Annotated in this window: 12 protein-coding genes; 7 read left to right on the top strand and 5 right to left on the bottom strand. The window is 62.2% G+C overall.

The window, feature by feature from the left end; translation table 11 throughout:
• Positions 1-202 precede the first annotated feature (202 nt).
• On the top strand, positions 203-670 hold the full coding sequence (locus HYG81_RS20565) for a response regulator (protein WP_180841567.1): 468 nt from the start codon (positions 203-205) through the stop codon (positions 668-670).
• Between the two features lie 284 nt (positions 671-954).
• Positions 955-1,716, top strand: a complete 762-nt coding sequence (locus HYG81_RS20560) for a competence/damage-inducible protein A (protein WP_180841566.1) — start codon at positions 955-957, stop codon at positions 1,714-1,716.
• 98 nt (positions 1,717-1,814) lie between these two features.
• On the opposite strand, the gene HYG81_RS20555 is transcribed toward HYG81_RS20560, so the two are convergent.
• Positions 1,815-2,450: a metal-dependent hydrolase gene (locus HYG81_RS20555; protein WP_180841565.1), complete on the bottom strand. Its 636-nt coding sequence runs from the start codon at positions 2,448-2,450 to the stop codon at positions 1,815-1,817.
• Between the two features lie 157 nt (positions 2,451-2,607).
• Between HYG81_RS20555 and HYG81_RS20550 the strand changes: the two genes are divergently transcribed.
• On the top strand, positions 2,608-3,318 hold the full coding sequence (locus HYG81_RS20550; protein ID WP_180841564.1) for a helix-turn-helix domain-containing protein: 711 nt from the start codon (positions 2,608-2,610) through the stop codon (positions 3,316-3,318).
• A 110-nt stretch (positions 3,319-3,428) separates the two neighbouring features.
• Here the strand turns inward: HYG81_RS20550 and gcvH are convergent, their stop codons facing one another.
• On the bottom strand, positions 3,429-3,812 hold the full coding sequence (gcvH, locus tag HYG81_RS20545; RefSeq protein WP_180841563.1) for a glycine cleavage system protein GcvH: 384 nt from the start codon (positions 3,810-3,812) through the stop codon (positions 3,429-3,431).
• Positions 3,809-4,909 (bottom strand): glycine cleavage system aminomethyltransferase GcvT, encoded by a 1,101-nt coding sequence (gene gcvT / locus HYG81_RS20540; RefSeq protein ID WP_180841562.1) that lies wholly within the window; start codon positions 4,907-4,909, stop codon positions 3,809-3,811. The genes gcvH and gcvT overlap by 4 nt, the downstream gene beginning before the upstream one ends.
• Positions 4,910-5,231: 322 nt before the next feature.
• On the opposite strand from gcvT, the gene HYG81_RS20535 reads away from it, so the two are divergent.
• Positions 5,232-5,702, top strand: a complete 471-nt coding sequence (locus HYG81_RS20535; RefSeq protein ID WP_180841561.1) for an NYN domain-containing protein — start codon at positions 5,232-5,234, stop codon at positions 5,700-5,702.
• Between the two features lie 51 nt (positions 5,703-5,753).
• Here HYG81_RS20535 and HYG81_RS20530 read toward each other — a convergent pair whose 3' ends face one another.
• Positions 5,754-6,026, bottom strand: a complete 273-nt coding sequence (locus tag HYG81_RS20530; protein WP_180841560.1) for a DUF7513 family protein — start codon at positions 6,024-6,026, stop codon at positions 5,754-5,756.
• Positions 6,023-7,594, bottom strand: a complete 1,572-nt coding sequence (locus tag HYG81_RS20525) for a Na+/H+ antiporter NhaC family protein (RefSeq protein ID WP_180841559.1) — start codon at positions 7,592-7,594, stop codon at positions 6,023-6,025. The genes HYG81_RS20530 and HYG81_RS20525 overlap by 4 nt, the downstream gene beginning before the upstream one ends.
• A gap of 255 nt (positions 7,595-7,849) precedes the next feature.
• Between HYG81_RS20525 and HYG81_RS20520 the strand changes: the two genes are divergently transcribed.
• The 3 genes from HYG81_RS20520 to HYG81_RS20510 all read left to right on the top strand — a co-directional run bounded on the left by HYG81_RS20520 (position 7,850) and on the right by HYG81_RS20510 (position 11,563).
• Positions 7,850-8,701, top strand: coding sequence for a TatD family hydrolase (locus tag HYG81_RS20520; RefSeq protein ID WP_180841558.1), 852 nt, complete (start codon positions 7,850-7,852; stop codon positions 8,699-8,701).
• Positions 8,702-8,870: 169 nt separating this feature from the next.
• A complete protein-coding gene (locus HYG81_RS20515; protein ID WP_180841557.1) occupies positions 8,871-9,449 on the top strand; it encodes a DUF2150 family protein in 579 nt (192 codons plus the stop codon).
• Between the two features lie 98 nt (positions 9,450-9,547).
• The gene (locus HYG81_RS20510; RefSeq protein ID WP_180841556.1) at positions 9,548-11,563 is read left to right on the top strand and encodes a hypothetical protein; all 2,016 of its coding nucleotides are present in this window, start codon (positions 9,548-9,550) and stop codon (positions 11,561-11,563) included.
• The last annotated feature ends 60 nt before the right edge of the window (positions 11,564-11,623 follow it).

Here is an 11,623-nt window from a genome sequence, read left to right as displayed (position 1 = left end):
ATCGAGCGCCTCGAGGGGCTGGTCGTCGGACAAGTGACTGATAGTCGTCGATAGAGCGGAGCGGATCCGTCTCACTCCACTAGATGACGGACGGCTGGTCAGCCGAACGAGGGGCACACCGCTGTTGGACACTGAAACGGCTAGATAACAGTCTGGAGGGGCGTTTAGTTGCAGTTTTACCCTTTCGGCTGCATAGTCAGGTATGGCTTCGGCAGACGAGACGGATGATACTGAGATAGGGGAGGTGATCGACATTCTATTGATTGAGCCGAATCACGGCGACGTTCGGCTCTTCGAGGAGAATTTCGAGGAGGGGAAAATCGTGAACGCGATTCACTGTGTTTCCGATGGGGAGGACGCGCTCGATTTCGTCCATCAACGCGGCAGCTACGACGACGCACCACAGCCGGATCTTATCCTGCTCGAGCCCCAACTTCCCGGAATAAGCGGCATGAAGGTCCTTTCGGAACTGAACAACGAACCGGCGCTGAGCGAGATTCCCGTCGTCGTCCTCACGAGTTCGGAGATGGGCGAGGACATCGTACGATCGCACGGTCTCGAAGCGGACGAGTACATTCGGAAACCGGTGGAAGCCGACGAGTTCGTCGAATTCGTCCACTCGATCGAGGACTTCTGGTTCGCGATCGTCAGACCCGATCACAGCGCCTGAGTCACCGCTCCGGTCAACTGACGACAGGTGTTGTTCCGAGGCGACTAGTCTCGCTCCGTCCGGTTTGCACACCCACAGACTCGTAACGTGGTAAGATACCCGTTTCACAGCGCGCTCGAGCACGTTTTCCAGGATCGGTTGGCGTCTCGGCCATCAGTTGATGTCTCAGCCCTCGAGTAGCTACTGCTGCTACGACGGACCCGATCGCACGACGGCCGTGCGATCACCGCTGACCGCCGGTCGGCTCCCGGTGCCGATAACTGGCCGGAGTTCGAAGACTGTCTATGAACGTCGCGATCGTTACCGTCGGCGACGAAATTCTCGCGGGATCGACGACCAACACGAACGCGTCGTGGCTGGCCGAACGGATCACCGAACGCGGCAGCACGGTGGAGCGGATCCTGACGATCCCCGACGACCGCGCACTCATCGCGGAGTACGTCGACCGCTGGAGCGACGCCTTCGACGCCGTGATCGTCACCGGCGGTATCGGTGGGACTCCCGACGACGTGACCGTCGAAGCCGTCGCCGACGGCCTCGAGCGCGAGTTCGTCGTCCACGGCGAGATCAGAGAGCGGTTAGTCGACAAAGCGGCCGCGTTCCGCGACGAGAACCCCGAGATGGTCGAGGAGTACGACCTCCAGCTCGACATCGACGCCGCAGCGTCGATCCCCGAGGGCGCGACGCCGATCGTCGTCGACGAGGGGTGGGCTCCCGGCTGCATCGTCGAGAACGTCTACGTCTTCGCCGGCATCCCCGACGAGATGAAAGCGATGTTCGAGGCGGTCGCCGACGAGTTCCAGGGCGATGCGGTCGCTCGAACGCTGTACACGCCGGCACCCGAGGGATCGCTCCACGAGGCCCTCGAGGGAGTCAGCGACCGGTTCGACGTCGCGGTCGGGAGCTATCCCCGCAGCGAGAACCGGCCCGGCCGGATTCGCGTCTCCAGCACCGACCTCGCGACGGTCGAGGTCGCTCTGGCGTGGCTTCGGGAGCACGTCGAGACGATAGCGCCGCCGTCCTCGAGTGAGGGCGAAGCCGAATAGGTATCTCGGACGAGGGACCGACAGCGTCGCAATCCCGGTCTCAGGTCAGCAGGATACCTATCGTGGTCTCCGAGTGGAGAACCGTTCTCTCAGTCCGATCATCGGTCCTCGGCGATCCGAACGATAACTGCCGTGAAGCCGGCGACGGTGAGCACGAACCGTTCGCCGGTCGCCGCGATGGGGAAGATCCGCTCGACGCCCGTTGCCGGTTCGTCTCGCGCGGGATCGAACCCCGTTCTGTAGTGGGTGTTTTCGGTCGTCCCGCGAGCCGTCGACTCGGCGAGGCCCCCGGGATCGAGTTCGACGAACGTCTGGACGAGTCCGCGCTGGTCAGTCACGAGCAGCGATCCGGACAGATCGTAGAACCGGTCGTGAACCGGCCAGAGGAGATTGACGCCGTTGAAGAAGGCGTCGAACAGGATGTGTGCGAACAACAACGCAGCGAGCGTCACCCACGCGATGCGAGGGGCTGACTCACCCCACCGTTTTCGGGCGATCGACTCCTCGCGGACCGCGCCGTCCCAGAGCAAGACGGCAGCGGGGACGAGCACGAGCCAGACGTTGTGCAACGCCGCGCGGTGGGTTCCGGGGACGACGATCCCGATCAGCGTATCCAGATCGAGGAGGGCACTACAACCCATCACGAGTAGGATCGCTCGAGTGTCGAACTCGTCGCCGAGCAACGCGACACCGAGCAGTCCCGCGAACGCGACGTGGACCACGGTCGATGGCATACTCCGCCGACTCGAACCGCGGGGGCTTGACTGTTGGGTGCTCGAGCCGATACGGTGTCGACGGACTGTACTGGCATCGGTCGTCAACTCCGCTGTTCGAGCGGCCGACCCGTCCCGTCTCCGGTAGCTACTTGGCCCGACCGGGCAACCGTCGGGTATGAGCGGACGCGGACCGAAACGGGAACTCGCGGAGAAGATCGCCGGGGAGATCACGTTGAGCGAGGACCCCGGTGCCACGCTACGGAAGTGGCGCACGGATTTCAACGTCTCACAGACCGATCTCGCGGCCGAACTCGATGTCTCGTCGTCAGTTATCTCCGACTACGAGAGCGGTCGCCGGGAGAGCCCCGGTATCGGCGTCGTCGGCCGACTCGTCGAGGGGCTACTCACGATCGACGAGCAGCGCGGCGGCGAGCGCATTCGACAGTACGGTCGGGTCCTCTCGGCGGGATTCGATAGCGACATCGTCTACGACCTCCGGGAGTACGCCACCTCGCTTCCCCTCACGCGGCTGTACGACGACCTCGAGGCGACCGAAGTCGCCTCGAGCGGCACCGATCAGGTCAGCGGCCACACGGTCATCGACAGCATCGAGGCGATTACCCGCCTCTCGAGCGAGGAGTTCTTCCGCCTCTACGGGCAGAGTACGAGCCGCGTGCTCGTGTTCACCAACGTCACGCGCGGGGAGGGTGTCGGCATCGCCCTCCGGATGATCAACCCGACGCCGAACGCCGTTATTCTCCACGGACTCGAGGAAGCGGACCTCTGGGATCACGCACGGGAACTCGCGCGCATCGACGGCTACTCGCTGGCCGTCACCTCGGCTCCGCTCGACGACGTGCTCGAACACCTCGTGACGCTCGAGTAGCTCGGAACGCCGTCGTGTGAACAACTGCTCAGTCGACGGTTTCGGGGCGTCACCTGGCGTTCCCGACGAATGGGATAGTCGCTAAAACGGATCCGCCATCGCAGCCGCGTTCAGGCGATCTGCTCCTCGTATTCGTCGGCGGAGAGGAGGTCCTCGAGTTCGTCGAGGTCGTCGGCCTCGATCTCGAGCATCCAGCCCTCGCCGTAGGGATCCTCGTTGACGAGTTCGGGGGCGTCGAACAGGTCGTCGTTGATCGCGACGACCTCGCCGCCGACGGGCGCGTAGAGGTCGGAGACGGCCTTGATCGATTCGACGACGCCGAACTCGCCGCCTCCCTCGAGTTCGTCGCCTTCGTCGGGGAGTTCGACGAAGACCACGTCGCCGAGCTCGTCCTGTGCGAAGTCGGAGATGCCAACGCGGACGACGCCGTCTGTCTCGAGTGCCCACTCGTGCGATTCCAGATACCGTCTATCGTCGGGAACGTCGAAGCTCATTGTACTGTGTCGATGAAGGGTGTGGTTTCAACTCTTGCTTTCTTCGACTGCCCACGGACGACCACCTGCAGCGTCGTCCCCGGCTCGGCGTACTCGACCGGGACGTAACCGAGTCCGATCGGTCGCTCGAGGGAGGGGCTCATCGTGCCGCTGGTGACGGTGCCGATGACCCGGCTCTCGGGGTTCGTGATGTCGTAGCCGTGTCGGGGAACGCCGCGGTCGATCAACTGGAAGCCGACGAGTCGTTCGTCGACGCCCGCCGCCTCGACCTCCGCTAAGGCGTCTCGTCCCACGAACTCGGTCTCGAGCGCGACGGTGAAGCCGATGCCGGCCTCGTAGGGCGTCCGCGGGTTCGACTCGGGGTTGAAGTCCTGTCCGGCGAGCAGCAAGCCGGCCTCGATGCGGAGCGTGTCGCGGGCCCCGAGTCCGCAGGGTTGGCAGTCCAGGGCCGTCCAGATCTCTTCCGCCGCCGCCCAGTGGACGATCAGTTCGAAGCCGTCTTCGCCGGTGTAGCCCGTCCGGGCCGTCCAGCAGTCGTTCCCTTCGATCGTCGCGTACCGGGCTTCGAACCGCTCGAGGTCGCTCACCGACTCCTCGGTGACGCCATCAACTCTGTCCGCGGCGTTCGGGCCCTGCACAGCGAACATCGCGTACTCGTCGGTCCGGTTATCGACGGTCGCCTCGAGGTCCCACTCGTTTCGGTAGCTGATCCACCGTTCGTGGGTCGTCTCGTCGGTGCCGGCGTTGGGAACGAACAGGTAGGTCGAATTGTCTCGCTCGTCGGGGAGCCGATAGACGACCGTATCGTCAAGGATGATCCCGTCCTCGTCGGTGATGGCGGCGTACTGGGAGTCGCCGACGGAGAGCCGGGAGACGTCGTTCGACGTCAGCCCCTGCATCAACGCCGTCGCATCAGGCCCGGTGACGTGAATCTGGCCCATATGCGAGACGTCGAAGATTCCGACATCCTCCCGGACGGCGGCGTGTTCGGCCTGAATCGAATCGAACTCGACCGGCATATCCCAGCCGCCAAACTCCGTGAACTTCGCTCCGCGCTCGTCGTGTAACCCACGTAACGGCGGCGTCTGAAGCGGCATACTCGAGATATCTCCCGCGGAGTAGTAATGTCTTTTCGTCGGCCGAACCGATCGATGGCCTCCCAGAAATCGACCCGAACGGTTCGCGGACGGGCGAGTCGGTACCCGTCGCGACTGATTCGTTCACTTCGATACCGGACTCCACTACTGGGTTGTGTGCCGTATAAGGAGACCACACACTCGAGCGAGACGGTGAGTATAACCGATCCGCGTCAACGGCGATCGGCCGGTGGTCCGACCGCAGGGCGCGTCCCGTCCGCGAGACCGTCGCGGTCGCGCCGCGTTTCGTCACATCTATCTCGCGGCCACGGAAAAGGCGGGTATGTTCGACCGCGTTCGCGCCCGTCTCGCCCGACTCGGTGACGCACAGACCAGCGCCGAGCCGACAGTGGGTCTGTTCGTCGACGGGCCGAACGTCTTCCGCGACGAGTTCGACGTGGATCTCGACGAGCTTCGCGACGCGGCCCGCGAACTCGGCCGCGTCGGCGTTATCCGACTCTATCTCGACGAACACGCCACGCCCGGTCTCATCCAGGCCGCCGAGGCCCGCGGCTTCGAGGTGATCGTCACGAGCGGCGACGTCGACGTCAAACTCGCCGTTGACGCAACCGCGCTCGCCAGCGACGGCACCATCGATCGGCTCGCGATCGCCTCGCGCGACACCGACTTCAAACCCGTCCTCGAGTACGCGGGCACCGTCGGCATCGAAACGATCGCGATCGCGCCGGGTTCCCACGGCCGCTCGGACGCGCTCCGGAACGCGGCCGACGAGGCGGTTACGCTCGAGCCGTGAGACGACTCTCGAATCGCTGAAAACGAAGTATCGCGCGGATTTTGCGATGAGCTACCCGTCGTAGGAGCTCTCGCCGACGACCTCGACGAACTCGCCGCGACCGCTCGCGGCCACCTCGTCGAACTCCGTGACGCGGACCCGCACTTGCTTCTCGACGCAGTTCGGCCCGGCGCCCTCGACGACCAGTTCGGTGTCGCCGATGTAGGCGCGGCCCGACGTGCCGTTCGACTCCGCGATGAAGACGTTGACTTCGCTTCCCCGCTCGAGGGCGGGCCGCGACGTGCGGAACCGCCACCCTTTGAAGTACTTTCCGAGGAGGCTCATACGCGAGCCACCTCCTCGGTCTCGCGGTCGGTCACGTACTCGCGGCCGAAGCCGGTCAGCGCGGCGACGACGAAGACGGCGACCAACAGCCATCCCTGAAAGACGTACGGGACGACGTCGATCGGCGTAACGACCATCGACTGTTCGAACCACTCGTAGTCGCCGGGCAGTTGCTGCATCGCCCCGTAGGCGGCGAGGACGCCGCCCGACCACGGGAAGATGTAGCCCATGGCGGCGGTCTGGCCGTCCAAGATGTTCGCCCGGCGGTAGCCGTTCAGGTTGAACCGCTCGCCGATCTTCGAGATGTAGGGGCCGATCGCGACCTCGGCGGCGGTGTTGATCGTGATGATCGCATTGATCAGCGCCGCGGTGCCGACCATCGTGAGTTCGGCGTTACGGACGTTCGTCGCGAGGTTTTCGATGGACCACTCGAGCAGCACCTCGAACGCGCCGCCGCGGATCATGATCTGGGCCGCGCCGATGATCAGCAGGACGAGGATCGAGAGTTCGAGGAATCCCGCCACGCCGTCCATCAGGCTCCCGGTGACGCCGACCGCGTCGGGGTCCTCGACGATCGTGAGGATCGGTAGGGACTCGAACGGCGGGGCCAGCGGCGCGTCCTCGGGCGCGTTGAACATGACGATTTCGCCGAGGCTCGCCAGACCGAAGACGAGATTGAAGACAATCGCGATGACGATCCCCCACGAGATCGCCTCGACGATGTGGCGGCCGGCGACGGCCGCGCCGATCACGGCCAGCATCGAGATCACGTGGACGAGGCCGAGGGCCTCGCTGCTCTCGAGGAAGATTTCTTGGGCCTCCGCGCCGATCTCGAGGCCCCCCATCATCCCGCCGGCGACGACGTAGCCGACGAAGGCGATGACGGCGGCGACGATGACGTACTTGAACCGCGAGGCGACGACGCCGCCGATGTCGGCGTCCTGCGTGACGGCGCTGACGATCGTCGTGTCGCTGACGGGCGCGAGGTTGTCGCCGAAGATTGCCCCCGAGAGGATCGCGCCGAACAGCAAGACGGGGTTCGCACCGAGCAAGACGCCCGCCGGGAAGAACAGGCCGACGAAGGCGACGCTCGAGCCGTAGCCCGTCCCGATTCCGGTCGTGAAGACGGCGGCGAGGACGAACGTGATCGCCGGGAACAACGCCGCGCCGACGCCCGCGGTGTCGGCCAGCCAGACCAGCCCGCCGACGAAGCCGCCGTCTTGCAGGAGCTGGGCGAACATGCCGGCCCAGATCCACGCCACGATCGCCGTCACCGCGACGGGCTGGGTCATCCCCTCGAAGATCGTGTTGGCGTAGGACTGCCAGTTCCCCCGAACGAAGAACATCCCGAGGATCAATCCGACCAGGATCCCGACGATGAGGCCGCCGGTATCGCCGATTCGCCAGAGCGCGGTCTGAACGATGGCCCAGAGGATGAAGAACACGATCGGGAACGCGCTCATCCCGCGGCCGCCGTAGAACTCGACCGTCGGACCGCCCTCGGTCTCGCCGCTAATGAACTGGTCGGCCGCCCCCTCGTCGGACGGCGACTCTCCGTTCGCACTCATACTTGATCACTCATACTGTGACACATTCTCACTATCTGGATGGGTCATAATAACTATTGTTGACAGAATCGTCCAATTCGACGGTCGATCGGTATCAATCCTTTACTCAGTACGGCCGAAGGTTGTGATTTATCTATCGAATTCCGCTCGGATCTCGATCGGTCATCCATCGATCTTTCAGTGGCCGTCGCGCGACCACCGCCACACTCCGCGGAAGTCGGAGAATTTTCCAGCGCGGACCGCCCAGTAGCGTCTATGATCGACGAGACGCCGGTCCTAGACGACCACCTCCATCTCGATCCGGACAACCACCGCGGTATCGACGCCGTTCGGGACTTCGCTCGGCTGGGCGGCACCCACCTGCTCGTGGTGAACAAACCCTCCTGGCACCTCGGCGTCGAGGCCGAGTCCGGCGAGGACTTCCGCGAGGTCTTCGAGCGCACCATCGAAATCGTCACTGAAGCCTCGAGTGAACTCGAGGGCCGCGCGTGGCCCGTCCTCGGCGTCCACCCGGGCCTGATCTCACGGCTGGTCGACGACCGCGACTTCGTGCCCGCGGAGGCTCGAGACCTCATGCAGGCCGGGATCGACGTCGCCGCCGAGTACGTCGAGTCGGGCGATGCACTGGCGCTGAAATCCGGCCGACCCCATTACGAGGTCGACGACGACGTTTGGGCCGCCTCGAACGCGGTCATGCGCCGCGCGTTCGAACACGGGGCCGACCTCGAGTGTGCCGTCCAGCTCCACACCGAGGCCAGCGAGGACCTGTCGGCTGTCGCGGAGTGGGCCGAAGACGCCGGCATGCCGGCCCACCGCGTCGTCAAACATTACGCGGGCGGCCGGCTCGAGGGACCGACGCCGAGCGTGATGTGCGAAAAGGATCGCCTCGAGACCGCGGCCGAGCGCGGCGAGCCGTTCCTGATGGAGACCGACTACATCGACGACCCGGACCGGCCGGGCGCCGTCCTCGGCCCCAAGACGGTCCCCCGGCGGGTCCGGTGGCTGCTCGAGAACGGTCACGATACTGCGGTTCGGATCGCCCACGTCGAGACGCCGAAGCGAGTCTACGGGATCGACACGGAAGCGACGCTCGAGCCGACGAAGTAACAATTGATTACGATTCGCCGATTCGGGAAATCAGAAGCGGGAGTCGGCGTATTTGGGGCCCAATCGCCGCCGTAGGCGGGTATTTCGTTTTTATATTGATCTCGTAAACAGTCCCTCGAGGCGGCTAGTGTAGAGAAAGGCATTTCAAGCGGCCGGTGTAGGTGTCTGTATGAGCAATCCCCCGACCGAGTTCTACTCGGAGGAACGTTGGCAGAACTGGATCGGTCGAATCAAAGACGAAGACATCGATCCGGAAGACGAATCGTCGGCGCGGCTCCTGCTCAATCTGCAGGACGACACGGCGATCGCGATCGCGAAGATCGTCGCCGCCTACGACGACGACGAACTCGATCAGGAGGATGCGCTCGGAGAGATCGCGGACGTTCGCGAGATCGTCCTCAGCGAGGTCGACATCGAGGACGAGGAGAAGCTGATCCTCGTCGACGGCGTCCAGACGAGTCTGGTCTGCGTCTTCTTCGCGGCCGAGGAGTACGTCGCCAACGGGCCCGCCGAAGAGGGCAGCGTCGGCGACTACCTCGGCGCTGCGGCTGACGCGGAGGCCGAGGAGGACCTCGACGCCGCACTCGGCTACGCGGCCCAGGCGGGGACGCTCATCATCGACGGCGACGAACTCGACATGACCGTCGCCGAGGACCTCGAGTACGGACTGGTCACGGAGTGGATCAACGGCCTTGATAGCCTTCAGAGCGCGATGAGCGATCCGGAAGTCGTCGAAGAGGACGAGTAACGAGCACGCACAGCGGGGCGGACTCTTTCTCGGCCCGGGCGACGGGTCCGCCGATCGGTAGCCACCAGACGTTTACGCTATCACGACTATCCTCGGCTATGTCATTGCGGAGCGACGAGCGTGCAGTAACCGTCCAGATCGGGGCGGTGCTGTTGCTCGCCATCATCTTCGCCGCGCTCGCGCTCTATCAGGTCAACGCCGTGCCCGCGGAGAACCACGAAGTCGAATTCAATCACAATCAAGAGGTCCAGACACAGCTCTTGGATGTCCGAAATACGATCGTCTCTGTTTCAGGTGGGAATAGCGGCGGTTCGAATACCGTTACGCTCGGTGCAACCTATCCCGAGAGAACGTTTTCGCTCAACCCTGGCCCGATGTCTGGATCGCTACGGGCCGAACCGGTCGGAGAGCTACGGATTCAGAACGCGACGGTTGCTGGCGATTCGGGAGAACTCTCTGACGTCTGGAGTGACGGGTATGAGACGTACGGGCTGACGTACACACCGGGCTATAACGAGTATCGTACGGCACCCGAAACCGTCTACGAACATGGCTCGCTGTTCAATTCCCATCCAAACGATGCTGTCCTCCCTGTTAGCGACCAACTCGTGATCGATGGCAGCGAGATTACGCTCGTAACGCTGCAAGGGAACATCTCTGAATCTGGAACTAATCCAATCTCTGTCGATGCTCGAGCGTTTAGTACATCTTCGAATACGATCAGTATCGAGAATGAGAGTACAAATGAGAACATCAGTATTACGCTCCCGACCTTGAGTCCCCGGCACTGGAATGAGACGCTATCCGACGCGGAGAAAGTCGATAAAAGCAGTATCGTGGAAGGCACCCAATGGGTCACGTTCGAGTTAGAACCTGGAGAGTACAGCCTACAGATGGCGGAGGTTGGTGTTGGAGACGCGAGTCGTAGCGATTCAGTCGAGCGTGCCGAATACATCTACGTGGGCCGACAAGATACTTTTGTCACCGTTGAGGTGCGAGATGTATTCAACAATCCAGTACAAAACACTCCAGTCGAAGTAAAAGTCAACGGAGAAGAACGCAAGAAACCGACGACGACAGGTAGTAACGGTCAGATCCGACTTGAAGTCGATACGGATGACAACGTTACTGTGAATGTGCCTGGTACCGACTTAAATAAGGTAGTTGGGGAAGGTGATGAGAACGAGTCTACTGGCGAGAATGGGTCTACTGATGAGCACAGGCCTACAATCGAGCAATTCGACGTGGTTGATCAGACGCAACAACAAGGGAGCCCGAATTACAACGTTGCATTTAATGTAGATTGGACTGTTTCCGATTCCAACAATGATATGGGTAATATTACTATCCGGTTACGTGATCAGACGGGTGCGACCGTTGATTCCGAGATCGCCGGTTCGTCAACTGGTAGTTCGGAATCCGGAACGACGGTCTTAGAACACGAGTGCAAAACAAATGACGGCACGTGTTCCGGATATCAAATCGAAATCGAAGCGACTGATGAGGAAGGACTACGGGGATTCGCCTCGATAACAGCTGACGCGAACGGTAGCGGATCCTACAACATAGATGATAGCAATTCAGGACAGATCTCCTACGTAACGAGCTATAACGATGGTAGTGGCGGTTCGACTGATCCGTACTATGACGGGACGATTCCCCCTGGCCCGGAAGCCAAAGGCGTCATGGACGATTTCGGAGCGATGCTGGACCCAGAGCGCGACGGCCCGTGGGATGCTGGGGATTCTGCACTCTTGAAAACGGAATACGTTTCCGATAATCAGTATATGGAACTCGGGACTCGAACATCAAACGTCCCGACTACTGCCGATAGTTATCTGATGCAGATTGAATACCGGTTCTACAATCAGAACGATGCCAACCCCGGAGACTTTGAAATCGTCGTCGTTGACGAGCAAGGGACTGAACTTCAGCGTGAACCGATCACTGAGATCGTCTGGGGAGGCGAAACTGCACAGTTAGAGTTCGATTTGAATGACGCTGCGATGACCTCCGTTCAGGAAAACGGGGAATTGAACGTCATGTACGAGCGAGAGGGAGGTAGCTACCAACAGATGCTGGTATACTATCAGCGGTTGATCTCTTCTAGTTAGATCTCCGTTGCTGCTATAGACGGTAGTTGTCTACGATTCTTGGTCTACTGAGTCAATCAC

Origin of the sequence: Natrinema zhouii, assembly GCF_013456555.2 — an archaeon.
GTDB classification, from domain to species: Archaea; Halobacteriota; Halobacteria; order Halobacteriales; family Natrialbaceae; genus Natrinema; species Natrinema zhouii.
Note: the sequence above shows the minus strand (reverse complement) of the source record. Positions and strands in the feature narration are given on the sequence as shown.